18 protein-coding genes and 3 pseudogenes are annotated in these 25,423 nt (G+C 45.4%); 3 read left to right on the forward strand and 18 right to left on the reverse strand.

The features are described 5' to 3' along the window. The 13 genes and pseudogenes from ACTNDQ_RS03310 to ACTNDQ_RS03370 form a co-directional block, all read right to left on the reverse strand. Positions 1 to 513: RNA-guided endonuclease TnpB family protein (locus ACTNDQ_RS03310; protein WP_441063695.1), on the reverse strand; the 513-nt coding region annotated here is incomplete at its 3' end. Continuing rightward, entirely contained in the window at positions 513 to 935 is a 423-nt protein-coding gene (tnpA, locus tag ACTNDQ_RS03315) for an IS200/IS605 family transposase (protein ID WP_441063697.1), read from the reverse strand. The genes ACTNDQ_RS03310 and tnpA, both read right to left, overlap by 1 nt. 128 nt (positions 936 to 1,063) lie before the next feature. Beyond that, positions 1,064 to 1,420, reverse strand: a pseudogene (locus ACTNDQ_RS03320) (Uma2 family endonuclease); the annotation flags it as partial. A 178-nt stretch (positions 1,421 to 1,598) separates the two neighbouring features. Next, the gene (locus ACTNDQ_RS03325; protein ID WP_270614140.1) at positions 1,599 to 1,961 is read right to left on the reverse strand and encodes an inorganic diphosphatase; all 363 of its coding nucleotides are present in this window, start codon (positions 1,959 to 1,961) and stop codon (positions 1,599 to 1,601) included. Positions 1,962 to 2,052: 91 nt separating this feature from the next. Then, positions 2,053 to 3,657, reverse strand: a complete 1,605-nt coding sequence (locus ACTNDQ_RS03330) for a xylulokinase (RefSeq protein WP_441063699.1) — start codon at positions 3,655 to 3,657, stop codon at positions 2,053 to 2,055. 18 nt (positions 3,658 to 3,675) lie between these two features. Next, entirely contained in the window at positions 3,676 to 5,175 is a 1,500-nt protein-coding gene (gene araA, locus ACTNDQ_RS03335) for an L-arabinose isomerase (RefSeq protein WP_441063701.1), read from the reverse strand. Between the two features lie 177 nt (positions 5,176 to 5,352). After that, positions 5,353 to 6,447, reverse strand: a complete 1,095-nt coding sequence (locus ACTNDQ_RS03340) for a GntR family transcriptional regulator (protein ID WP_441063703.1) — start codon at positions 6,445 to 6,447, stop codon at positions 5,353 to 5,355. A 225-nt stretch (positions 6,448 to 6,672) separates the two neighbouring features. Beyond that, on the reverse strand, positions 6,673 to 7,998 hold the full coding sequence (locus tag ACTNDQ_RS03345) for an alpha-glucosidase/alpha-galactosidase (RefSeq protein ID WP_022426688.1): 1,326 nt from the start codon (positions 7,996 to 7,998) through the stop codon (positions 6,673 to 6,675). Positions 7,999 to 8,420: 422 nt separating this feature from the next. Beyond that, positions 8,421 to 9,341 (reverse strand): AraC family transcriptional regulator, encoded by a 921-nt coding sequence (locus ACTNDQ_RS03350; protein ID WP_441063705.1) that lies wholly within the window; start codon positions 9,339 to 9,341, stop codon positions 8,421 to 8,423. 149 nt (positions 9,342 to 9,490) lie between these two features. Further along, positions 9,491 to 11,710: an alpha-galactosidase gene (locus ACTNDQ_RS03355; protein ID WP_278796700.1), complete on the reverse strand. Its 2,220-nt coding sequence runs from the start codon at positions 11,708 to 11,710 to the stop codon at positions 9,491 to 9,493. A gap of 180 nt (positions 11,711 to 11,890) precedes the next feature. Beyond that, positions 11,891 to 12,730, reverse strand: coding sequence for a carbohydrate ABC transporter permease (locus ACTNDQ_RS03360; protein ID WP_278796697.1), 840 nt, complete (start codon positions 12,728 to 12,730; stop codon positions 11,891 to 11,893). A 15-nt stretch (positions 12,731 to 12,745) separates the two neighbouring features. Beyond that, positions 12,746 to 13,648: a carbohydrate ABC transporter permease gene (locus tag ACTNDQ_RS03365; RefSeq protein WP_278796694.1), complete on the reverse strand. Its 903-nt coding sequence runs from the start codon at positions 13,646 to 13,648 to the stop codon at positions 12,746 to 12,748. A 99-nt stretch (positions 13,649 to 13,747) separates the two neighbouring features. Further along, positions 13,748 to 15,001 carry an ABC transporter substrate-binding protein gene (locus ACTNDQ_RS03370; RefSeq protein ID WP_278796691.1) on the reverse strand — a complete coding sequence of 418 codons (1,254 nt, stop codon included), beginning with the start codon at positions 14,999 to 15,001 and terminating at the stop codon, positions 13,748 to 13,750. Between the two features lie 593 nt (positions 15,002 to 15,594). Here ACTNDQ_RS03370 and ACTNDQ_RS03375 point away from each other — a divergent pair. Together ACTNDQ_RS03375 and ACTNDQ_RS03380 are read left to right on the forward strand one after the other, a co-directional pair. Beyond that, positions 15,595 to 16,239 carry a YesL family protein gene (locus ACTNDQ_RS03375; protein WP_059086770.1) on the forward strand — a complete coding sequence of 215 codons (645 nt, stop codon included), beginning with the start codon at positions 15,595 to 15,597 and terminating at the stop codon, positions 16,237 to 16,239. Positions 16,240 to 17,284: 1,045 nt separating this feature from the next. Next, entirely contained in the window at positions 17,285 to 18,103 is an 819-nt protein-coding gene (locus tag ACTNDQ_RS03380; protein WP_110925841.1) for an AraC family transcriptional regulator, read from the forward strand. Positions 18,104 to 18,246: 143 nt separating this feature from the next. Here the strand turns inward: ACTNDQ_RS03380 and ACTNDQ_RS03385 are convergent, their stop codons facing one another. The 5 genes and pseudogenes from ACTNDQ_RS03385 to ACTNDQ_RS03405 form a co-directional block, all read right to left on the reverse strand. After that, complete coding sequence (locus tag ACTNDQ_RS03385) at positions 18,247 to 19,848, reverse strand: ABC1 kinase family protein (protein WP_278796685.1); 1,602 nt, start codon at positions 19,846 to 19,848, stop codon at positions 18,247 to 18,249. Positions 19,849 to 19,917: 69 nt separating this feature from the next. Next, positions 19,918 to 20,343 carry a hypothetical protein gene (locus tag ACTNDQ_RS03390; RefSeq protein WP_278796683.1) on the reverse strand — a complete coding sequence of 142 codons (426 nt, stop codon included), beginning with the start codon at positions 20,341 to 20,343 and terminating at the stop codon, positions 19,918 to 19,920. A gap of 95 nt (positions 20,344 to 20,438) precedes the next feature. After that, positions 20,439 to 20,816, reverse strand: a complete 378-nt coding sequence (locus ACTNDQ_RS03395) for a diacylglycerol kinase family protein (protein WP_278796680.1) — start codon at positions 20,814 to 20,816, stop codon at positions 20,439 to 20,441. Positions 20,817 to 21,081: 265 nt separating this feature from the next. After that, positions 21,082 to 23,396, reverse strand: a pseudogene (locus ACTNDQ_RS03400) (FtsX-like permease family protein). 9 nt (positions 23,397 to 23,405) lie between these two features. Continuing rightward, positions 23,406 to 23,892 (reverse strand): annotated as a pseudogene (locus ACTNDQ_RS03405) (ABC transporter ATP-binding protein). A 232-nt stretch (positions 23,893 to 24,124) separates the two neighbouring features. Between ACTNDQ_RS03405 and ACTNDQ_RS03410 the strand changes: the two are divergent. Next, positions 24,125 to 25,411 (forward strand): HlyC/CorC family transporter, encoded by a 1,287-nt coding sequence (locus tag ACTNDQ_RS03410; protein ID WP_278796738.1) that lies wholly within the window; start codon positions 24,125 to 24,127, stop codon positions 25,409 to 25,411. Positions 25,412 to 25,423: the final 12 nt, after the last annotated feature.

The following is a 25,423-nucleotide window of genomic DNA, read 5'->3' on the forward strand; positions in this document are numbered from 1 at the left end:
GCGTGGTTCCGGTTCAAAATCAACATTTAAAACCGCAAAATATTTTCCAGCCGGTGTGTGCTCAATGATCACGTGATTAATCTTTTCCACTTCCATCGACTGCCGTATTTTAACAAATCCAAGTTTCGGAAGTTTGATATATCTTCCCACAATACGAATATTATCTTTTTGATTTACCGTTCTGTATGACTGGAACCGGTTATGTTTACTTTTGAAGGTTGGATAGGAAGCCCGTTTCTGAAAGAAATTCACAAATCCCCGGTCGAGATCCCGCAAAGACTGCTGTAATGCAATGGAATCTGCTGCTTTCAGAAAGGCAAACTCCTCTTGCTTTTTCAGTTCAGTCAGCATGGCGGAAGTCTGGGAATAGCCGATCTTTTCCCCATTTTCATAGCCTTCCTTACGCATGGCAAGTCCCCGGTTGTAGATGAACCGGCAGCATCCCAGGGTCTGATGGATGAAGTTTTTCTGTTCTCTGTTCGGGTAGATCCTAAATTTAATTCCTTTTTGCATTATCCCATCTTATCCTTTTGTCTCTGCGATGTTTTCTGGTTTTCAATATACTGTTTTACTGTTTCCAGCGGAGCACCGCCCACCGTCGATACAAAATAGCTGTTTGTCCAGAGAGTCGGCATTTTCGTTTTAAGATAGGGAAATTCCTGTCTTAAAATTCTGGACGTATAGCCTTTAAATGACTTTACAGCTTTGTGGATGCCAAACTGAGGATCTACTTCCAAAAGCATATGAACATGGTCTAGCATGATCTCCATTTCCAGGATGTCTACAGAAAGATTTGCAGCATACTCTGTGAGCAGCTCCTTCAGCCGGACGTCCACACCATTAATTAATACTTTTCGTCTATACTTTGGACACCATACTACATAGTATTTACAGGAATAGACGACATTGTTGTTTGATTTATATGTTGTGTTCATATTTGTATTATACTATAGTTCATTAGTTAATACAATTACTATTTTGTCCATCTTCAATCACTTGCATAAATTCGATGGACGCGTCTTATATCCCCATAGCTGAAGCAAGGGGTTTTACGACGCATTTGATAATCCATCTGCTTACTGGAGGGAGATACAATTTCCACAATCCAGTCCGGTGCTCCCTTGCACCCTCTATCATCCAGTTTATCTGCATCGCAGATAACAGAAATATCCGGTTCAACGTAGGTATTTGATTTTTCATCCAAAAATACAGCAAACGGAGCCGCATAAATTTCACATTTTCCCTTATTTGAACGAATATACTCACTGACAGAAGCAAATATTTCTCCTGAAATCTTCTGATGTTTCCTGCTGGGTAGTGCCATATAATAAATCTGTCCATCAATCAGTTCTGCCCGTTCCCCCTCAGGAAGATTATAAATATCTTCAATGGTGTAAATATCTTCTTTCACTAATGGCATAAAGACACTCCCTTTCATTCACAGTTGCTGCTGATATATGAATCATAACAGTTTTATTACATTCTTACAAGGCAGCTTTTCAGCGGAATATTACCAGTGAACAGTAATCATATGGATCCTGTACAAAAACAGGAGCAGTCACATGGCGTACCATGTCTGCTCCTGTTTTACATTTTTGTTATTTCAGCATCTCTATCTCCGTCTCAAAATACTGTTCCTGAAACCGGACCTGTTCTCTGATCTCCTGTGCTGTCATGGTCATATCTTCCGGAACTGCCACCCATTTGTCTTCCACATCATTAAGGCGGTGGATGATGGCTATCACTTTTCCTGTAAATTCCTTTACCGGGTGATCGATCCCCAGAACATAAACGTCCTGTTCCTCGCCGTCCGGAGCGATGATCCCTTCGATGTAGCCGTAATTTACCGGGTAAAAAAGATCTTTGTGTTCCGGATGGTAACTGTTCATTGGACGATCGATCATGATATGCACAAGCTGGCCCGGAGTCGGTTTCTTATTCTCATAAACCATCTGCTTCATTTATATTCCTCTTTAAGCACATACAAGAAATTAACGGATTTTTCTATTATGCCAGTAAATCGAAGATTTTTATTTCAATCCATTCTTCGTTTTACCAGATCTCAGACTCTACAGCCGCACGCTCAATGCCAAGACCTTTCATATACCGGTCCATAAATGCGTTGAATCCTTTCACACCTTCTGCTTCCGGCGCCAGTGTGCTGCCTTCGTTTCCTTTGAAGACATCTTCATCCAGGAAATCCGCAAGGTCTTCGCCTTCTCTCTTGTTGAGCAGATAGGAAGCCAGAAGTGCGATTCCCCAGGCTCCGCCTTCTCCTGCTGTGGCCATTACAGATACCGGTGCATCTACCGCATCTGCAAGGATCTGCTGGCCGACCCCCTTTGTCTTAAAGAGGCCGCCGTGGCCCAGAAGCTTATCGATCTTTACATGCTCCTGATTCAGAAGGATATCCAGACCTACACGCATGGCGCCGAGGCAGGTGTAAAGATTATTTCGCATAAAGTTTGCCAGTGTAAATTTGCTCTCAGGAGAACGTACAAACAGTGGACGTCCCTCTTCAAAGCCGGTCATATGCTCGCCGGAGAAATAGCAGTAGGAAAGAAGTCCGCCACAGTCCGGGTCGCCTTCCATGGCTTTGTTATAAAGAGTTCCGAACAGTTTGTTCATATCTACTTCCATGCCCATAGCTTCTGCAAATTCCTTAAACACATTTACCCATGCGTTCAGATCCGAAGTACAGTTGTTGGAATGTGCCATGGCAACCGGATCTCCTGCCGGAGTGGTAACCATGTCGATTTCTTTATACGGTTTGGAAAGTGCCTTCTCCAGGACAATCATGGCAAATACAGATGTTCCCGCAGAAACATTTCCGGTACGCCGACGGACACTGTTTGTGGCAACCATACCGGTTCCTGCGTCTCCCTCAGGCGGACACATCGGGATTCCAGCTTTCAGCTTTCCACTTACATCCAGAAGCTTTGCGCCTTCCTCAGTAAGAACTCCTGCATCCTGACCTGCCACCAGAGCTTTCGGCATAATATCGCGAAGCTTCCATGGGAAACCATAAGGCGCAACCAGTTCATCGAACTTCTGAACCATCTCCTCGTTATAGTCCTTCGTTTCACTGTCGATCGGGAACATACCTGCCGCATCACCGATACCAAGAACTCTTTTTCCGGTGAGTTTCCAGTGCACATAGGCTTCCAGAGTGGTGATATAATCGATATCTTTTACATGCTCCTCACCGTTAAGGATCGCCTGATACAGGTGTGCGATGCTCCATCTCTGAGGGATATTGTAATGGAAAAGCTCTGCCAGCTTCTCAGAGGCTTCTCCTGTGATGTTGTTTCTCCAGGTACGGAACGGGACCATCAGCTCTCCCTCTTTATTAAACGGCATATAGCCATGCATCATGGCACTGACACCAAACGCACCTACGCTTGTAAGCTCCACTCCATATTTTTTCTGAACATCTTCTGCCATATCCTGGTAACTGCCCTGGAGACCTTTCCAGATCTCCTCTAGGCTGTATGTCCAGATACCATCCACATACTGGTTCTCCCATTCATAGGCTCCGGATGCGATGGGCTGGTTCTTATCGTCTACCAGAACTGCCTTGATCCTTGTGGAACCAAACTCAATACCAAGAGCCGTGCGATTCTCAAGAATTGCTGTTTTTGTCTCATTTAATCCCATTGTAAAAAACCTCCCGTATTATTTGCTGAAATACATGCTGTTCCATCTCAGCTCATTCTGCAGATTCCGGATCGTTGTATCGCCATCAATATAAACCGCTTCAATACCCATAGCTGCTGCCCAGTCACCCATCTGCTCTGCAGTAAGGTCATAGGTAAATGCAGTGTGATGTGCGCCGCCGGCAAGGATCCATGCTTCTGCTGCTGTGGAAAGATCCGGCTTCGGTGTCCAGAATGCAGTACCTACCGGAAGTGCAGGCATCGGCTTCTCTGTTTTCTTACACTCAACCTCATTGATCAGCAGACGGAAACGGTCACCAAGGTCAACCAGGGATGTTGCGATTCCAGGACCTGTCTTAGAAGTAAATACCAGTCTTGCAGGATCTTCACGATCTCCCATGGAAAGCGGGCATACACGCATGCTGACCTTGCCATCAGCAACGGATGGGCAAACCTCCAGCATATGTGCCTCAAGGATTCCCTCTTTACCCGGTACCAGATTATAAGTGTAATCCTCCATAAAGGAAGTACCCCTGGCGCCCTTTTTTCCTGCTGCCATGATCTTCATCAGGCGAACCATAGCTGCTGTTTTCCAGTCACCCTCGCCACCGAAGCCATAGCCTTTTTCCATCAGTCGCTGGATTGCAAGTCCCGGAAGCTGTTTCAGGGAGCCCAGATCACCAAAGTGTGTTACGATAGCCTGATAATTTTTCTCCTCAAGGAAGCGCTCAAAACCGATCTCGATCCCTGCCTGGACTGCTACATGCTTCTTAAATTCCTCAGGGTCACGTCCATCCAGAATCATATCGTATTTATTATAATATTCTTCTACCAAAACATCAATATCTCCCTGGCTTACATCCTGAACATATTCTGCGATCTCATTAACCGGATAAGCATCGATCTCCCATCCGAATTTCATCTGAGCCTCAACCTTATCGCCCTCTGTTACGGCTACGTTTCTCATGTTATCCGCAACACGGCATACACGGATATGGCTGCTTTCCATGATACCAACTGCAGTACGCATCCAGGATGCCAGACGCTCCTGGACCTTTTTGTCTGCCCAGTGTCCTGCAATGACCTTACGCTCGATTCCCATTCGGGTTACCATATGGCCAAACTCACGGCCGCCATGTGCGGACTGGTTCTCATTCATAAAGTCCATATCAATGGTGTCATAGGGAATCTCCACATTGAACTGTGTATGAAGGTGACACAGCGGTTTACGATACTCTTTGAGACCAAGGATCCAGGATTTTGCCGGGGAAAATGTGTGCATCCATGCGATCACGCCGGCACAATTTTCATCTGCATTGGCATCATTAAAGGTTTTACGGATCAGCTCATTTGTGATCAGCGTTGGTTTCCATACAACCTCAAACGGAAGTACACCGGATTTATTCAGCTCCTCTACGATGATCTTGGAATGCTCGGCTACCTTGCGGAGACACTCATCTCCGTAAAGATCCTGTGAACCTGTGCAAAACCAGAATTTATAATCTCTTCCTGTTTTCATGTGAAAGATCCTCCTTAAAATAAAATTAATATCATATGCATAACATTCCTGAAACTCTGCAGCCCATTTCTGCTGCCAACATGCGTCCGATCTTCTGAAATGTTATAAGGCTCTCTGTATGCTATATTGCTTCATTCTCTAATAAAACGATCTGATAAAACGGTTATGTATCTGCGCTCATGCCCCTGCTTTCACGCTGCTGCCCCGTATGATCAGTTCCGGACGGATCAGACGTTCTACGGTACTTTCTTCATCAGGCACACCGCCTAACTTTTCCAGGAGAAGCTTTGCCGCCATCTCTCCCAGTTTTTCCTGGGGATGGGTGATAGTGGTAATGCCCTGTCCCTGTCTTGCATATAGTGAATTATCATAGCCGGTTACCGCAACATCTTCCGGGATCTTTTTTCCCTGACGTTCCAGTTCTTCCATGACCTGGACAGCGATCTGGTCGTTGTAACATACAATTCCCTCCGGAAGCCTGTTCTGTCGGACCATGTTCCGGACCATAAGTGCCGGTTTTCTGCGCCGATCCTCTGTATGAAACCAGACCACCTTATCCGGATCATAGGCAATTCCTTTCTCCTGCAAAGCCTTCACATAGCCCTTATGCCGTTCGATCCCCTGACGGTCATCTGCCTTGAAAAACCCTGCGATGTCACGTCTGCCGGAATCCAGTAGATGCTTCGTAACAAGATAACCGCCACCTGCATCATCCATGAGGATATGGGGTTTTTCCTGCATCTCTGTATACAGTCCCTGGATAAAAATATATGGGATCTGATACTTGTCCAGTGTTTCATACAAGCTTACATGTCTGCACAACACCTCGCTTTTGCTTGGTTCAATGATCAATCCGTCAATTCCCTTACTGATCAGCTCTTCCAGGAATCTTGCCTCCTTCTGACGGCTGTTTCCTGTATTTTTGAGGATGATACTGTACCCGTTATCGGACAGTACCTCATCGATCCCCTGGATCAGCCTTGGAAAAATATAATCCGAGATATATGTAGTCACCACTGCGATGTTCCCGGTCCCGTGGATCTGACGGAGCACATCCGCACAGAAGGTTCCCTTTCCCTGAAAGGATTCTATGTATCCATCTCCTGCCAGGATCCCCAGAGCCTTTCGCACCGTATGCCTGCTCAGCCCATAGCGTACACTGAGCTGGTTTTCAGAGGGAAGCTTCTCACCCGGACGGATCTTTCCGGAAAGAATGTCTGTTTTCATTTCTTCCATCAGTGCATAATATTTTGCTTTTCCGTTTTCTGCCATAAGCTCCTCCCTTCGTTTGTATTTTGATCTGTATTTATTCTGTTCGTTTCATCTGTAATTATTTTATAACTTGTATATACATGCAAACAAGTTGTTTTTATTATTTATCAAAAGTTCCATATAAAGAAAGGCCGGAACACCCTCTCCATTCTGGTGTTCCGGCCTTTCTATGCCGCCTTGCATATTTATTTCAAAGTTTTTGCTGCCTTCCGATCATTTCCTGCCTTAGCGGTACATCTTCATATAATCCCCATGTGCCTCGATCAGCTCATCACACATTGCCTGGATGTCTTTGATATTCAGCTCTGCACCTGTGTGCGGGTCCATCATGGCTGCCTGATAGATTTTCTGGCGGTCTTTGGTCACTGCTGCCTCAATAGCAAGGAGCTGCGGGCTGACATTGGATGAATTCATAGCTGCCAGCTGTGTAGGAAGCTTGCCCACTTTTACCGGATGTACACCGGTTCCGTCGATATAGCATGGAACCTCTACGCAGGCATCCGACGGAAGGTTATCGATGTAACCGTTGTTAAGAACATTTCCACCGATCTTGTACGGTGTGTTTGTAACAACAGCCTCCATGATATAAGAAGCATACTCTTTACTTCTCTCATGGCCGATCTTGCCATCCTTGAGGATATCCTCGCGCTCTTTTTCCCAGCCCTCGATCTGTTTGATACATCTTCTCGGATATTCGTCAAGCGGAATATTGAACTCCTCGATCATCTCCGGATATTTGGATTTAATGAAGAACGGATTATACTCTGCATTGTGCTCACTGGACTCTGTACAATAGTATCCAAGATGACGGATATACTCATAACGCACCATGTCCTCATGCTTCTCACCGGAGGTATTCTTCTCCTCGGCAATTCTGCGGATCTCCGGATACAGATCATTTCCGTCTTTGTCGTGGATCTCAAGGAGCCATGCCATGTGGTTGATACCTGCGATCAGCTCTGTACGTCCCTCAATCTTGTCTTCCATTCCCATTCCCTCAAGAAGCTTCTGGGAGCAGACCTGAACGCTGTGACAGAGGCCTACAGTACGGATCTTTGTAAAACGCTGCATATAGCCGGTAAGCATTGCCATAGGGTTGGAGTAGTTCAGGAACAGAGTGTTCGGGCAGACTTCTTCCATATCCCGGGCAAACTCTTCCAGGACCGGAATGGTACGAAGTGCACGCATGATTCCGCCGATTCCCAGGGTATCTGCGATAGTCTGTTTAATACCGTATTTCTTCGGGATCTCAAAGTCTGTAACTGTGCATGGCTCATATCCGCCTACCTGAATGGCGTTGACTACGAAATCTGCATCTCGAAGTGCATCTTTACGGTTCTCGGCACCGAGATAAGTTTTGATCACTGCGCGGTCCTCGTTTACGTTGTGGTTGATGGCACTTAAGATAATTCTGGAATCCTCCAGTCTCTTCTCGTCAATATCATAAAGTGCAATCTCGCTCTCGCGAAGTGCCGGTGTACACATACAGTCACCAAGTACATTTCTTGCGAAAACCGTGCTTCCTGCTCCCATAAATGTAATTTTGATCATGTTCGTTCCTCCTGCCTGTCTTTTTGGATATTTCTGTGAAAAATACCTCTGTTTTTTATAAAAGTACTGATTTTCTGCTGTTTCTGCGGTGCAGCTCCGCTTTGTTTTTATTATGTCTTTATGATACTGCCGAAAGTATCTTTAAAATATATACTTTGATGTCAATAATTGTTGTTTTGTTGCATGAAATATAAATGCCCGTTTACTGATACAGTTCAGAAATTTCCTATAAAACATATTTCCTATAAAATTTACTTCCATTCGTTTTTATGCTTTTTTATGTTTTCGGAACATTGCAAAGTAATTTTCCATAATGCAAAAACTCTCCATCCGATACCAGGATCATATATATCCTGATTCGGACAGAGAGCTGTTATTTTTTATTGCAAAGGTCTGCCAGCAACAAAAGGTACTGCCAGTTATCAGGCTTCAGATTCCGTATAATCGCCCTTCTTTCCATTCACTACAAGTCTTCTCTTTTCTTCCTTGTATTCTCTCGGACTTCTTCCTGTTCTTGCCTTGAATACCTTGGAAAAAGCCAGCGGATCTCCATACCCTACTCTTGCAGCTACTTCACTGACCTGAATATCTCCGTTTTTCAGAAGAGTCTTTGCCTTCTCGATGCGAAGATTCATAAGATATTCCTGCGGCGAGCATCCGAGGCTTTTTTTAAACGAGCTGGTAAGATAGCTCCGGTTGACGCCAATGCGGTCTGCCAGCTCATTGATCTTCAGCCGCTTGTCAAAGTTGGCTGCAATGTAATCCACTGCATGCTCCACATAAACGGAATTTGGATATCTGTGGGATGGAAGAAGCTTGCCTTCTCTCAGACATGCATCCCGGTTATCTACAATCAGATCAGACAAAAGGAGCAGCAGAAGTCCGTTCCGTTTCAGCTCATTTTCAAAAACGAGCTTGTTGGTCTGGACCATTGCATCAATATATTTTGCAGCATTTTCCATGCAGTGGATCCTTCGGACCGGATTTTCCCGGCTGAAGCCGCTTACATGGATCACTTCCTCCGCAGTCATTCCCTCAAATCCTACCCAGCGATATGTCCAGGGATGGTCCATGTCTGCCTCATACCAGGCCTCCACACTGGCTGGGATCAGAAATGCTTCTCCACCGGTCAGATGATACTGATGGCCATCCATCTCAAAAACTCCGCTTCCGGATTCCACGATATGAAGTACATGAGAGATCCTTTTATTTGGTCCAAATCGATGTCCCGGATCGCATTTTTCCCACCCACAATAAGTAAGACAGAGATCCACCGCACCTTTCTTTAAATTCTCAAGACATTTATAGCTGTCCGAGTTTGTAAAACCAACTGTGTGAAGCAACTTGTCACCTCCCTGATGTCATATATTATGTTTCCGCCTGTGAGCTGCTCCGCCACCCAATAACAGGCCGCCATATCCGGCGGCCTGTTATTTTTCTGGTCAGGCGGATGTTTTTCTGCAGATAATTTTTATTCCATCATTTACAGAAATCAGTCCTCTGCTTCAATTGTATACAATACAGAATGGAAATCACCGTTTGTCTTATTGCAGTAGTCACGATCAACCGGGATTCCTGCATACATCAGCTCATTTCCGTAAGCTTTCAGGCACTTATCTTCCCATTTTACTTTGTAAAGCTGATCCTCGTCAAGACCCTTGAAGCGCAGACGCATCCAGGAAGCATTGACCTTGTTCAGTCTTTCATAGTATCCGGCAACTGCCTGTTTTTTGTCTCTGGAAACAACCATCCATGCAGTATCATTTCCTTCGAACGGGCTTAAGATACGGTAGAAATCCCCCTCCACCTGGATCAGGTCACGATGTTCCTTCATGAATTCCACCTGTGCCTTTACCTCTTCGATCTCTTTGGCACTTAAAAGGTTCAGATCCAGCTCATAGCCAAAGGTTCCGAAATATGCCACATTTGCTCTTGTGGAAAGCGGTGTGGTACGGTGCAGCTGATGATTCGGTACTGCTGATACATGAGATCCCATGCTGACGATCGGATAAACAAAGGAGGTACCGTACTGGATCTTTTCTCTCTCTGCTGCATCGGTATCATCACTGGTCCATGTCTGCGGTGCAAAATACAGCATTCCCGGATCAAATCTTGCTCCGCCGCTTGCACAGGACTCAAAGAGGATGTCCGGGAATCTCTCTGTCAGTCTTGTATACAGCTCATATACACCAAGGATATATTTATGCATAGTCTTGCCCTGATCTGCTGCAGATGCGCCGCGGCTAAAAGGCTCGGACATGTAGCGGTTCATATCCCATTTAATGTAGGAAATGGAAGATTCCTCGATAACCTTGGAGATGGAATCATAAATAAAATCCACAACCTCAGATCTGGAAAAATCAAGAACGTGCTGATGTCTTGAGTGGGACTCAAAACGGTCCGGTGCTCCGATGAGCCAGTCCGGATGTGCTCTGTAGCAGTCGCTGTTCTTGTTTACCATCTCAAGCTCTACCCAGAGACCGAATTTCAGTCCCATCTCCTCGATCTTGCGGGAAAGTCCGGAAATTCCGTTTGGAAGCTTATTCTTATTTACAAACCAGTCGCCAAGGCCCTGGTAATCATCGTTTCTGGTTCCGAACCATCCGTCATCCAGGACGAAAAGCTCTACCCCAACCTCTTTGGCTTTTTTTGCAATATTGAGGATTTTTTCCTCATCAAAATCAAAATAGGTTGCCTCCCAGTTATTAAGAAGGATCGGGCGTGCATGATTTCTCCATTTTCCGCGCATCAGGCGGTCACGGTACAGTCTGTGGTAAGCCTGGCTCATTCCGTTTAAGCCCTTATCGCTGTATACCATAACGACCTCCGGAGTCTGGAATTCCTCATCTCTGGAAAGCTCCCAGGAAAATCCCTGTGGATTGATTCCCATCATAACTCGTGTCATCTCGTAGGTGGAAACCTCGACCTGTGCAAGGAAGTTGCCGCTGTACACAAAGCTGAAGCCGAAAACCTCGCCTGTATCTTCTGTTGTATGAGGACGCTTCAGCGCGATAAACGGATTCTGCTCAGAGCTGGAGCCGGTTCCTGCAAGACTCTGTACAGCCTGTATACCCATCTCAAGTTTGCGTGTTTTTACATAGCGCTCACGTGCCCATGCACCGGAAAGATGGATCATCTCATAATCCATATCCGGGAACTCCACTGCTGCACTCATCACGTTCTCAAGACGGATCTTCTGATCCCCTTTCTGAACAAGGCGTGCGCTTCTGGTGACCACCGGATAATCTTCATATACAGAATAGGTAAGAACAAGGTCTGTGTCCATCACAGGATCATGAAGTGTAATGTCCAGAGATGTTGCCTCTTCCTCGTTCTCTGTGTAGGTTGCCGGAAGACCGGCAAGCTTCTTCTTGCCGCCGTAAATCTCATGAGAAACATATTTGAAATCTACAATCTCGCTTCCGTTCTCCTGACGAACAGTAAGGGCAGGATTTCTGTAATCACCGGTTCCGTAAACAGGATACTCCTGTTTGATATACTGCATGGAAAGAAGTCCCGGTTCCGGAACACATACAGCCATCAGGGAACGCATGATCTCCTCGTGAAGATAACTGAAATCCTCTTTATCGCGGATAGCTTTTCCATAATACAGATTCTCCATCTGGCCATTTTCCATGATACAGGTGATGTAGCTTAAATGTTTGTTATAAATGTGGAATGTCTTTGATCCCTCGTGAAATTTGATCGGCATAATTTTCTCCTTTTTTCGTTTACTGCGGATATAAATATCCGCCTCTTTCCTTAAGAATCATCAAATAACTGTGCATTTTGGCATTTGCTTCGATAAAAATACCGCTGACAACCTCAATAACCAAATCCTCAGTTATATACATTGTCAGCGGTCTTGTATTACCTTATGTAATATTTCTGATTACAGTTTTCCACCGCTGGTAGCAATACCTTCGATAAACTGTTTCTGGAAGATCATGTAGATCACGATCATCGGAATGCAGGCGATCAGAGATGCAGCCATCAGTTCCGGGAATTTGGATACATACTGGCCCTGCATCTTTGCAAGTGCAGAAGAAAGTACCAGCATATTCTTATCCGTATTAACGATCATCGGCCACATCAGGTCTTTGAATGCGAATACAGCTGTGAAAATTCCAAGTGCGACCATACTGGATCTTGTAAGTGGTGCCATGATGTAAAGGAAGGTCTGACCGATGTTACATCCGTCAAGTCTGGCAGCCTCCTCCAGATCCTTCGGAAGTCCCATGTATCCCTGTCTCAGAAGAAAAGTACCGAACGCAGTGACAATACCTGGGAATACAAGGGCAAAGATCGTATTCAGCATACCCATCTTGCTGACCATCAGGTACTGCGGGATGATGAAGATCTGTACCGGAACCATCATCTGGAACAGTACAAGACTGAAGCAGAGATCACGGCCCTTGAAGTTCAGTCGTCCAAATGCATAGCCTGCCATAGTTGCTGTAAGAACCGCACACACTACTCGGAAGAAGATCAGAAGCAGTGTATTCTTGTACAGAAGCAGGAAGTTCATGTTATTGACAACAGAAATAAATGCGTCTTTTCTCCATATTTTCGGGAAAATGGTGAAAGGATCTACAGATGTTGCTTCCGTTACAGATTTAAAAGCTGTCAGGATCATCCAGATAAATGGCACAAGCATCGTTATGGACACAATGATCAGTATGACATGTATTAAAATAGTGGTTAATTTCTTTTTTGTTTCCATACTATCCATGGTTAATCCCCCTTTTTAGTTGTAGAATACCCATTTCTTCTGACCGATCATCTGGAATACTGTCAGGATCATGGTGATAATAAGAAGTACTACTACGATCGTAGCACCGTATCCCATGTTCTTATTGATAAATGCATATTTATAGAACAGATAAACCAGTGACTGAGTCTTGGTAAGTGCCGGGTTTGACTTGTCAACAACCATATAGATCAGGTCGAATACCTGAAGGGATCCGATCACACGGGTAACAAGTACGAAGAAAATGGTTGGTGAAAGAAGCGGGATCGTGATGTTAAAGAATGCATTCACACCTGTAGCACCGTCAATAGATGCAGCTTCATAATAGTCTCTCGGGATTTCCTGAAGTCCTGACAGGAAAAGAACCATATTGTAACCGATGATAGACCATACACCGATGATCGCAACGGAAAATACTGCAATTTTCGGATCAGAAACCCAGTTTACATGAACATGGAAAACGTTATTGATAAGACCATAATCAGAGTTGAACAGCCATCTCCATACCATGGCTACCGCTGCCGGAGCTGCTACCATCGGGAGGAAGATGATGGTTCTGTAAACAGAACGGCCCTTCATCTTTCTGTTAAGAAGTACTGCAAGAACAAGTGCGATGGCAATGGAAAAAGGAACCTCCACGATCGCATATTTGAATGTGTTGATCAGTGCCTGCCAGATCTCTTTATCTGCAAAAACCTTCTGATAGTTCTGTAAGCCGATAAAGATATTTCCTTTACCAAAATCTCCTGTTTTGAAAAAGCTCTGATAAATAGTCTGGAAGATCGGAATGATGTTCAATACGATCAATCCGATGGTTGTTGGGAGAATAAACAGCCAGCCCCAGAGGAACTCACTGCGCTCTCTCTTTGTCCGTGCCTGTGACTTGGTAGTTTTAGCCATAAGAATCACTCCTTCTATTCCTTCTATGTATGAGGCCGCTGCACCTGAGTGCGGCGGCCCCTCTCATTACTGCACTTAATTATCGGTGTTTCTTAATGCTTACTCCTCAGCCAGCTTCTCGTTCATCTGATCCGCCATCTGCTTGCAAGCCTCTTCCATTGTGATGTCGCCTGTGTATACGCCCTTGAGGATCTCGTTGTCTTCGTTCTCCCATGTCACAGTAGATTTGGAGTATGGACGGATCTCCATGTCATCCATCATGTTCAGATAAGCCTGAAGGTTGAAGTCTGCGGATTTAGCCCATGCATCAGATGTATCTTTGTATGCACTCATTGTAACACCAAGCTCAGCCTGTTTCTCCTGAGCCTCTTTGGATCCGAGGTACTCGATCAGCTGCCAAGCTTCGTCTGTATGCTCACCGGAAGCAGATGCTGCCCATCCAAGTCCGTTATATACGGAAGCTCTTCTGCCTGTCTCAGCGTTCTTAGGAAGCTCTACACAATCACAGTTCGCTGCTGTGTACTCATTCTCTTTAAATGCTGCAAGCATCCAGGAGCCCTGGCATGTCATAGCGATCTTACCAGCCTCGAAAAGTACATCCTCGTTGTTCTCGGACATTGTCTCAAGAGACGGGATCACGCCATCCTTGATCCATCCTTCCAGTGTCTGCATAGCTGCGATCGTCTTCTCATCATCCCAGCCGGATTTTTTCTTATCATCACTGATGATGTATCCGCCGTTATCATAGATCAGGTTGTAGTATCCAGCCTGGTTGTTATCATTTCTCATTCCGAGACCATACTGGGAACCGTCATCCTTAGTAAGCTTCTTAGCTGCCTCTGTAACATCATCCCATGTCCAGTCAGCTGTCGGATAATCAAGTCCTGCCTCATCAAATAATGTCTTGTTATACCAGAGAGCAATAGTATCTACGTCCTTCGGTACTGCATAATATTTGTCATCGTATGTATACAGTCCCCAGATATCCTCCGGATAGTTCTCCGGGTCAATCAGATCGCTGTCTTTGATCTTATCGGTCAGATCAAGAAGCATATCGTTGGACATGTATCTCTCACTCTCATTGGAGTGCATCCAGAATACGTCCGGAAGGGAACCACCCTGTGCACCGGCCTCAAGCATTGTCCAGTACTCATCCCATTTAACAACGGAGATCTCTGTCTTGATTCCTGTCTTCTCTGTGAAGTCTGCGAGAATTTCTTTGATTCCCGGCTCCTGGTTGGTGTCCCAGATGGATACGGAAAGTGTAACATCGTCACCTTTTGCATATACCGGAACTGCTGTCATTACCATGGCACCTGCTAACAATAATGCTGCTACTCTTTTGAAATTCATAACTTCTTCCTCCTTTTAAATCTTTCTTATTTTCCCTCTTTCTTTTGGTCAGTTTTTATATTTTTCCACGTCCCTGACCGTTGATATTATTATAATTGCACATGGAAAAATGATAAATGGATTATTGTCATTTCAATATGGAAAAATGTTACTTTTTATTCATTTTATCCATTTTTTGTTCATACTTTGTTAATTATTCGTCATTTTTATATGTTTTCTTTCATTTCTTACATATATTTTCATATTTTTCACTATTTATGAGCATATTTTGGCACCCATTTATTTCCTTGTAGCAAAACCAACATTTTTACATATCTGTTTTTGTATGTTTTTACTAACTCAGCACATGTATAAATGTCATTTTCCGAAAAACACACTTTTCCTTTCCTAACATAATTCCATGCGTGCCATCATTTTCACATGTGCACGCAAAGTTCCATGTTTTTTTATACAGTCCCATAAACCGTGCTGATACTTATCTGCGTCCCCTCTCTTTACACACAATCAAAAACTATGCTAAGATTAGCTGTATCGGACTTTTCCCATATGGTCTGTTTTCATTTCTACATTTCTATATAAGGAGGTATTTCGTTATGAATCTTTTAAATGAAGATAATGTCGTCCATGTATTTCTCAACAAGCTGGGTGACATCGTGATCGCCAATCTTCTTTTTATTCTCTGCTGCATCCCCGTGATCACCATTGGGCCGTCACTAACTGCCCTTTATCACTGCATGATGCGTACAGTAAAAGGGAATAACAACGGCACAACGAAAACATTTTTCAGAGCTTTTAAGGAAAACTTCAAACAGTCACTGATCATATGGCTGCTGATCCTTGCTGCCGGAACCATGATCATCCTGAATATCCGCTTTCTGCTCCATGCAGAAGGAAGCGCTGCACATATGCTGTTTTATCTTTCTGTGGGGGTTCTGACTTTGCTGATAATTTTTACTTTATACATATTCCCGGTGATCGCAACCTTTGCCAATACACTGGGGGCACTTTGCAGAAATGCATTTCTGCTGGCATTTATGCATTTCCCCACAACGATCGCCATTGCGGTGATCACGATCTTTCCATTGTATATGACATATCTCGATGCAAAGCTGCAGCCACTTTACGCATGCTGCTGGTTTTTCTTTGGATTTGGACTTGTAGCTTTTATAAATTCGATGCTGTTGTATCGATTTTTTAAGAAGCTGCTTCCTCCGGAGGAGGATATTTCGCTTTTGTGATGAAAAGCTTGGGAAAATTGTTATTTATTTAGATATAGTATCTTTAGATATAGTATTTTCGCTTTTCAAAGCGGAGGAAATCTGCGAGGGGGAAAGCACTCAGAGTTGCGAAGCCCGTTTTTCCCCCTCGCGCTCCCCCTTTCCGGGCACGCTATATTGTCGTACGCTGGGAATGTGTTAGTGTATTGGCACGGCGATGTATTCTACGGTATTGATGATGCTGCGCTATGCCGATGTATTGTCAATGTATTGATATCTCAACCCTGCACCGATACATTCCTCTGTATCTATATCTCAACCTTGCACCAATACATTTCCCTGTATCAATATCTCAACCCTGCTCTGATGCATTCCTCTGTATCAATATCCCGCCACAACAACTCACCTCCAAGTCGACAGCGAAGCGCCTCGACCCATTCTTTCCCTGCAGGCCACAGGGAAACTCAGCCTTTCGTCCCAGTCATCCAGCGCAGCGCTGATGACCCATCCAACTCCCGGGAAACCACCTCACTTCCCACTCTGAACCAAATTCCCACTCCGTCTACTCATTTTCCTATCTGCTCTCTCCTTACTTGTAATCCCTCCGATAATCCAGAATTTTTACAGGAGGAATCAGATGCTATCTGCTCCCTCCTCACCTGTAATCCCTCCCGCCATCGCCACTCTATCCCTTCCGCCCTGAAAAGCCAGCCCGTGAGGCGTGTGCTGTCTGTCACCGGACTCTGCAGGAGGGGAGCTGCTTCTTAGGCGGCGGAAATCTGCGTTGCTTCAAAAATTCTCGCTGTCTGAGCGGCTTCAGACGCGAGTTCGAGAATTTTTGAAGCGGTTTTAGCAGAATTCCGGTGCCTTAGAAGTCAGCCCCCGACGAAGCCCCGGTGACAGACAGCACACGCCTCACGGGCGTCCCCTTTCCCCCTTTCCCCCTTTTCCATTGCCCTCCCCACCCCAATATTGTATAATCATCTCATACAACATCCACCCCATTTTGTAACCCAAAATTACATTTAGTTTTTGCTGCATAACAAAAAACAGGAGGCCCAACCAAATGAAAAAAGAACCCAACCCACAGCACACCCTCTCCGTCTACTTCTGCGGCCAGGAAGACTGCGGCCCGAACCACTCCTTCGGCCCGGCCATGCGCCCACACTACCTTCTCCACGTGATCTTCCACGGCAAAGGCATCTACCAGTGCAGCGGCCACACCTATCATCTGAAAGCAGGCGACGCCTTTCTCATCCGCCCCATGGACTCCATCTACTACCGCGCCGACACCTCCGACCCCTGGAGCTACGCCTGGGCAGGCTTTGACGGCTCCGCCTGCAAAGAAATCCTGAAACAAACCGTATTTTCCGACACCCCCATCTTCACCCCGGAAACACCCTCCCGGCAAAACAGCCTCCTCACCCACATGCAAAGCCTACTTGACACCTTTTCCGAAAACAACGGAAACGACCTTGCCTCCACAGGAAACCTCCTCCTGATACTATCCGATATGCAAAAAAAGCCCTCCGAAAGCAGGACCGACATCTCAAACCTGTACTTTCAGAAAGCCTCCGAATACATCAGAAACAACTATGCCTACCCCATCCAGATCTCAGACGTGGCACACTACGTAGGAATCGACCGTTCCTATCTTTACCGAATCTTCATGGAACATGAAAACACCTCCCCAAAACAATATCTCCTGAAACACCGCCTCCAGATGGCAGCCCAGCTTCTCTGCTCCTCCTCCTGCACCATCACAGAAGCAGCTCTCTCCTGCGGCTTCCGGGACGCTCCCTCCTTCTGCAACTACTTCCGCCAGGGAACCGGCTACACCCCAAAGGAATTCCGCAAAGCCTACAGCGGAACCATCTACACCTGACCAGACACCCGCACTCCGTCCTTTACCAGCCGGTCGGAAGATGATAGCTCCTAATCGCAGTTATAACAGCAGACCGAAACAATTCCATAACAGCCAAAAAAGACGGAAACCATCCCGCAGACTCTGCAAATGATCTCCGTCTTTTATTTTTTTCCTGAAAAGAAATGCTTGATAAACACATACAAAACAATAATAAAAGCAAACACATAACCAAAGGCGCCCAACGCCGGAATCCCCCACAGCTTTGGTTTCATATCCGTAGTACAGATAATGCTGGAACTGATCAGAAGTGCCATCACCCACAGCCCCATCACAATATTCCGCACCAGCCGGCGCAAAAGCCACGCCAGATCATCCGAGGCATGAAGATCCAGATTGATCTTCGTCTGCCCTTTCATACAGCCCTGAAGGAAATCCGCCGCCAGAGAAGGAATATCCACTGCACGTTTCAGGGACCAGGCAAGATTTTTTCCTTCTTTTTTGATCTCACGCTTCCAGTTCCCGTTGCTGAACAGCTGCTCCTTGAGCCTTGCCGCAGCAATCTGTGTCATATTGATATCCGGGCAGATCTCAGCCAGAACCCCCTCCACATGAGTCAGCCCCCTTGCAAGCATAGTCAGTCCGTGAGGCATCATGATCTTATTTTCTTTCATGACCTCCATCAGGTCCACCATCACTTCAGCCACATCAATGTTTCCCATATCCGCAGTACCGTATTTCTCCATAAGTCCGCGGATATCCTCATAAAGCTTGCTGGAATCCGGTTTGCCTTTAAACTCCCCAAGAGCCAAAACTGCATCCTGGATTTTACCGATGTTGTTCATGGCAACCCCTTCAATGGCTTCTGCGATCAGCTGACGATCGTGCTCTGTAAGCCGTCCCATCATTCCCATATCGATCCAGACGATCTTTCCATCCTGGATCCGCACGTTTCCCGGATGTGGATCCGCATGGAAAAAGCCATCCTCCATCACCTGTTTGATGAAATTATCCACATATTTCGTTCCGACCTCATTAAGATCATAACCATTGGCCAGAAGCGCAGCCTTGTCATTGACAGCAAAACCGTCAATATATTCCATCACAAGAATATGCGGCGAAATGTACTCACGGTAGAGGATCGGCACTTTCACAAAAGCCACATCTTTGTTCTTTTTTGCAAATTCTGCCATGTTTGCAGCTTCCGTCAGGAAATTCATCTCCTCCTGGGTCACAGTCCACAGTTCACTTAAAACCATGTTCAGATCCACCATGCCCTTAATACTCACCGGCGGCATCAGGCGCACTGCTTTATGCATCAGGCCGATATCCCTGGCCATGGTCTCATAGATTCCTTTTCGCTGAACCTTGATCACAACCTCTTCACCTGTTTTCAGCGTGGCCCGATGCACCTGGGCAATCGATGCTGCTCCCAGAGGTTTCTGCTCAATATGCTGAAATTCTGCCTGCCACGGACAGCCCATGGACTCTTCCAGTACCTCGATCACCTGGGAAAACGGCATGGGCGGCACATCCGAGCAGAGTTTCATCAGCTCATCGCAGTATCGTTTCGGCAGAATATCGGAACGCAAAGACATGATCTGGCCCAACTTAATATAAGTTGGGCCCAGATCTTCCAGTATGAGCCGGAGCTTCTCAGGAGAAACACCACGGGTAATGGCATGCTTTTTCAAAACGGCTGTAATCTCTCTCAGCCGCTCTCCATATCCGCCTTTCTCTTTTTTCTCCTTTTCTTCTCTGCCCATAAACTTCTCCATTTACTGCTTCGTCTGCGTTGTCGTTTAGTCAAGCGGATATTTGCGATCCGCAGTCGGTTACTCTGCTGCCTGTTCTTCGCTCCCGGTATCTTCTGCATTTTCTGTTTCCGCAGAAGCTTCCTGTACAGCTTCCTCCGCCGGTTCTTCTGCTGTCTCGGCTTTCTTCTCAGCAGCCTCGGCCTGCATGCGCTCGATCTGCGCCTTCACAGCAGCCAGCTGCTCCGGTGTCAGCCTGGAAATCGTTGCCTTCAGTTCTTCCTGATCATTCTTTCTGGCTGCAGATTCCTTTACAGAATCAGCAGCTGTCTTAACCGTTGATTTGATGTTATGCTTCAGCTCCTGATTAAGAACCTTACCCTGTTCAACCGTAAGCTCACCCTTTTTTACCAGTTCATCCAGGATTTCTTTGGATTTCTCTGCTGTCACTGCTGCTGTACCAATACCCACCAGTAAAATTTTCTTCAGTCCTTCACCTAATTCCATAATATTTTCTCCTTTCCTGAAACCGGCAGCTGCCGGACCATCACACCACAGTCCGACACCAGACCCTATCCTGAAACAAAAGTTTTCTGTTCCTGTCATATTCCCAGAAAAACAAGTCCCCTGGGAACAAAAATGATCAGTCCGACGATCGCTGCCATGATCGCTGCGATCAGTACTGCTCCGGCCGCTGTGTCCTTGGCGATCTTTGCCAGTGGGTGACGTTCCTCTGTGACTAGATCCACAACAGCTTCCACTGCCGTATTCACCAGCTCCAGCGCCATCACCATTCCGAACAGCCCCAGGCAGATGCACCACTCTGTCACGGAAATCCCAAGGATCAGTCCTGCGATTACCACAAGCGCTGCCACCATACAGTGGATCTTCATATTTCTTTCCTTGCGGATGCAGGTAAAAATCCCCTGAAACGCATATCCGAAGCTTTTATACAGCGGATCCTTCTTTCTGCCTGCCATGTTCCTCACCTGATTTCCTGTTTGAATTATTCCCTCCAACGGGAAGTATGGAATTATTATAACAAGTTTGTAGTAATATTTCCAGTATTCCGGAAAATTTATGAATATTTAAGGAGTATATGTGGTTATTCACAGACAACTGTTCAAGCGGATAAAAGCATCCGCATTCAGTTAAACCACACATACTCCTGATCCTGTTGCATATTCTGTAAAATTTCCGGATATCCTGAATTATTTTTCCGGATATATATACAGATGTCACATATTATTCCACATTTTTCAGTGCTTCATCCATGGGCACATGACGGATCCTCCGGAATTCCAGCACTGCTACCACTGCATAGGCTGCGATTCCGATCGCTGTCATTTTCACATAGATCATGGGATCCACCCACATGGTGATCCATCCCGAAATACTGGAAAGCATCATCTCGCGGAACAGCACTTCCATGATCTGCCGTTCAACCGGAAGGCTTAACAGCAGGCAGAACACCACCACAAGTGATGTGGAAAGTATATACAAACGGCTGATCTCACCATTTGTATAGCCCAGGATCTTGGTCATGGAAATCGACTGGGCATTTTTTTCGATGATGACCTTGGAAAGCAGATAGATCACCACCAGGAAAATGATCACGGAAAATCCATACATCATTCCCATCATATCTCCCATGGAGACATCCAGCTGCCTGGATATTTTTGTAAGAGCTTCCAGATCAATAACAGAGCCGATATATTTTGAAGGGATGTCCCGGATCTCTGTATCAGAGAAATATCCTCCAAAATAATCATCTCCAAGATCAAACGCCTCATTCAGTTTATCTCTTTCCATAAATACACAGAGGCTTGCCGCATAATCATAGATTCCATCTACTTTAAAGGAATACTCATCCTTCTCGTATTTTTCCTTCAAAGTTATGGTATCGCCCTCCTTGATCCGGAATTTATCTGCATAAGCACTGGAAATATAAACACCCTCTCCCGAAAGATCTGCACGGATATACTTGCTATCCGGCACCACACCATAGAGAGTGATCTCCTCACTTTTATATTTACCAGGCATGGTATTCAGGGAATATGCAGAAAATTTTTCCGCATCCTTATTATCCGTTCTGGTATCCATATAATATTCCATAAGAGAACTCATGGCATCCGCTTTATTTCCTGAATAGGCACTTGCCGGAACCGAAAGCATGTACTGATATTTCGCCAGCATATTTTCCTGGATCTCAAGCTGATAATGATCCAGCGCAGACGGAAGAAGCATTCCGAAAACAGCAGCAGATTTGCGAAAACAACTCCCACAAACAGCACCAGATAACTGCTGACATTCTGAAAGATCACCCGGAGGCGAAACCTGGAAAAAATTCCTATCTTCGGGCTTAAATACACTGCACGTTTCTGTTTTTTACCGGAAAAATCCCTTCGCAGGAGCTTCAGAGGCGAAAGCTGCAGGCGGTACCTGAGCACCGCATGATCGATCAGTATCATAATGATGACCGGAACTACGGTTGTCAGAAGAAAGGCATCTGCATTCCATACGGTCACATAAGTCGGCAGACTATAGCTCCCGTAATACATGTCTGCACATACACCCTTAAATACGGTATATCCAAGAATATTTCCAATCAGGGCACCGGCCAGCGTGACCAGAACCGGAAGCGTCATATAATGAAGGATCAGCTCCCGCCTGGTATAACCGGATGCACGTAACGTACAGATAACACCGGCTTCCTTTCGGATCGTATTGCTGATGGTAATTCCAAACACAAAAGCCATGATCACGATCACAATATAAAGAAGCGTGATGACCATTGCCCTGTCTCCGCCCATATCATCACCCGTGAAAATGATCGCCTGGTTAAGATAACGTGGGACAAAGGTTTCCAGAGCTACCACTTTGCCAATGTCTTCCATGAGATTTTCGGAAACCTTCTTCTCCTCTTTTTCGTTCTTTGGCTGATGATCATATATCCATGCATAATTGTACCGGAGCTTTTCCTGATCCAGGTTTTCAAATTCCTCCGGAGTTATGATCGCCACACCAAACTTTACAGAATCAAACATGGAATCATTATTATTCTGAAACAGGGCACTGTAATCCGAAAGTGCCACCAGGCCTGTGATCTTCCAGGATTTTTCACCTCTGATCAGGGTATCTCCTACCTTAAGACTGTTGTTATCCGCATACATACGGTCAATGGCGATCTCGCCCTGCCCTGACGGCATTTCTCCCTTCATCAGACAGACCTTATTCACCTTCTCACGGTTTTTAAAAAAACGCATGGTGCTTCCGTTATCCAGATCTTCTTCTATATAGTAGTTCTCATAAAGCTTAACACCGGCAGCTTCAATATCCTTCCACTGAGAACTGTAAATCTTTTCCGCAGTACGGAAATTTCCGTTTTCGATATTATATTTATCAAAGCTCTCATTATAAGCCTTCAGCATGCTTCCATCGGCTACCAGAAAGCCGGACACAAACCCGATGGTCAGTACCATCAGCAGGAAAACCACCAGATATTTTCCAAATTCCCCCTTCAGTTCCCTGGAGATACGTTTACGTAAAGGATTCTTCATAATGCCCCCTTACCATTCCAGGTCAGCAGCCGGAATCTTCTGCTCATTCTGATAGTTTCTGCGGATCATCCCGTCACGAAGCTTTACCACACGGTCTGCCATATCCTTGATGGCATCGTTATGAGTAACCATGACTATAGTATTTCCATATTTGTGATTGACTGTTTCGATCAGCTTCAGGATTTCCTTGGAGGTGTTGTAGTCCAGAACGCCGGTAGGCTCATCACAAAGCAGGATATCCGGATTTTTTACAATGGCACGTCCAATAGCAGTTCTCTGCTGCTGACCTCCCGAAAGCTGGTTCGGAAGCTTCCGCTGATGTTCATAAAGTCCCAGTGTCTCCAGCAGTTCATCCACATCCAGCGGTCTGTCACTTAAATAAGCACCAACTTCAATATTCTCCCTTTTCAATCTCAAGATCGATCCCCTTCAGAACATCTACATGGCTCTCTCCTGCCCCGAAGGATTTTTTGATTCCTTTTATCTCCAGAAACATAAACCTCTCCTTCCATTCCTATACAGTTCTTCTTTATATATGAATACACATATATGTTAGTCTGGACTTACTCTTTTGTCAAGAAGCAGACTTATTTTCGTATTTTTTCCATATATCTATATGCGCTGTACCGGTCCGGCTCTTGCCAAAATCCAGTAAAACGTATATAATGTGGGAGTATCTGTATATTTTTAACCAAATAATCTTATTTTTAAAGGAGTGAATATTGAAAGTGGACCCCAGCGACACTTACCAGATAATCATATTACTTATTCTGCTGGCATTGTCAGCCTTTTTCTCATCTAACGAAACCGCGCTGATGTCGGTAAACAAGATCCGTCTCCGCTCTCTTGCAGACGAGGGAAACAAGCGTGCATCCATGGCTCTCGATATCCTGGAGAACCAGACACCCAAGCTTCTCAGTGCGATTCTCATCGGAAACAACATTGTGAACATTTCGGCTTCTTCCCTTGCAACCACACTTGCATACAGCTTTGGCGGCTATATGGTCAGCATCGTAACGGTGATTCTGACGGTTCTGATCCTGATCTTCGGTGAGATCACCCCCAAGAACTACGCAACCATTAACTCTGAAAAGATCACCCTCCGCTATATCCCGGTCTTTAAATTTCTTATGACCATCATGACACCGGTGATCTTCATCATCAATCTCTTTTCAAGAGGTGTGATGCGCCTGATGCGTGTGGATCCGGATGCAGCCAGCAAGGCCATGACCGAGGAGGAGCTTCGTACTATCGTGGACGTCAGCCATGAGGACGGTGTCATTGAATCCGACGAAAAAGAAATGATCTACAATGTGTTTGACCTTGGAGATGCCACAGCCAAGGATATCATGGTTCCAAGAGTACATGTTACCTTTGCAGATGTGGAATCCACCTATGATGAGCTGATCGATATTTTCCGCGAGGATAAGTTTACACGTCTGCCAGTTTATAAGGACAGCCAGAACAACATTGTGGGAATCATCAACATGAAGGATCTTCTTCTTTACGATAAAAATGAGGAATTTGTTATCGATCATTTCCTCCGGAAGCCGCATTTCACTTACGAAACAAAAAGCATTTCCGATCTTCTTGTGGAAATGAAGGACTCCACCTTCAACATTGCCATTGTACTGGATGAATACGGTGATATGGCCGGACTGATCACACTGGAGGATATCCTGGAGGAGATCGTGGGTGAGATCCATGACGAATACGATGAGAAGGAGGACGAGCTTGTCCAGAAGATTTCCGACCGTGAATATATCATCGAAGGTTCCATGCATCTGGATGACGTAAATGATCATCTGGATACGGAACTGGATTCCGAGGATTATGATTCCCTGGGTGGATTTATCATCGAACATCTGGATCGTCTGCCTGTTGCCGGTGACGAAGTAATCACAGAGGACGGAATCCGTCTGATCGTAGAAAAGCTGGATAAAAACCGTATCGAGAAAGTGCATGTCTACCTTCCGGAAAAAGATCCTGAAACACGGGATAATACCGAATCCTGAGTAAGCAGGCTC

This window comes from Blautia massiliensis (ex Liu et al. 2021), assembly GCF_052064225.1.
In the GTDB taxonomy this organism is placed as follows: Bacteria; Bacillota; Clostridia; order Lachnospirales; family Lachnospiraceae; genus Blautia_A; species Blautia_A fusiformis.

Coding starts and splice junctions, on each gene's coding strand:
- ACTNDQ_RS03330 (WP_441063699.1), bottom strand. CDS start 3,657: ATGGGATTAAATGAGACAAAAACAGCAATTCTTGAGAATCGCACGGCT.
- ACTNDQ_RS03340 (WP_441063703.1), bottom strand. CDS start 6,447: ATGGCAGAAAACGGAAAAGCAAAATATTATGCACTGATGGAAGAAATG.
- araA (WP_441063701.1), bottom strand. CDS start 5,175: ATGAAAACAGGAAGAGATTATAAATTCTGGTTTTGCACAGGTTCACAG.
- ACTNDQ_RS03375 (WP_059086770.1), top strand. CDS start 15,595: ATGAATCTTTTAAATGAAGATAATGTCGTCCATGTATTTCTCAACAAG.
- ACTNDQ_RS03360 (WP_278796697.1), bottom strand. CDS start 12,730: ATGGATAGTATGGAAACAAAAAAGAAATTAACCACTATTTTAATACAT.
- ACTNDQ_RS03390 (WP_278796683.1), bottom strand. CDS start 20,343: ATGGAATTAGGTGAAGGACTGAAGAAAATTTTACTGGTGGGTATTGGT.
- ACTNDQ_RS03380 (WP_110925841.1), top strand. CDS start 17,285: ATGAAAAAAGAACCCAACCCACAGCACACCCTCTCCGTCTACTTCTGC.
- ACTNDQ_RS03355 (WP_278796700.1), bottom strand. CDS start 11,710: ATGCCGATCAAATTTCACGAGGGATCAAAGACATTCCACATTTATAAC.
- ACTNDQ_RS03365 (WP_278796694.1), bottom strand. CDS start 13,648: ATGGCTAAAACTACCAAGTCACAGGCACGGACAAAGAGAGAGCGCAGT.
- ACTNDQ_RS03385 (WP_278796685.1), bottom strand. CDS start 19,848: ATGGGCAGAGAAGAAAAGGAGAAAAAAGAGAAAGGCGGATATGGAGAG.
- tnpA (WP_441063697.1), bottom strand. CDS start 935: ATGAACACAACATATAAATCAAACAACAATGTCGTCTATTCCTGTAAA.
- ACTNDQ_RS03395 (WP_278796680.1), bottom strand. CDS start 20,816: ATGGCAGGCAGAAAGAAGGATCCGCTGTATAAAAGCTTCGGATATGCG.
- ACTNDQ_RS03345 (WP_022426688.1), bottom strand. CDS start 7,998: ATGATCAAAATTACATTTATGGGAGCAGGAAGCACGGTTTTCGCAAGA.
- ACTNDQ_RS03325 (WP_270614140.1), bottom strand. CDS start 1,961: ATGAAGCAGATGGTTTATGAGAATAAGAAACCGACTCCGGGCCAGCTT.
- ACTNDQ_RS03370 (WP_278796691.1), bottom strand. CDS start 15,001: ATGAATTTCAAAAGAGTAGCAGCATTATTGTTAGCAGGTGCCATGGTA.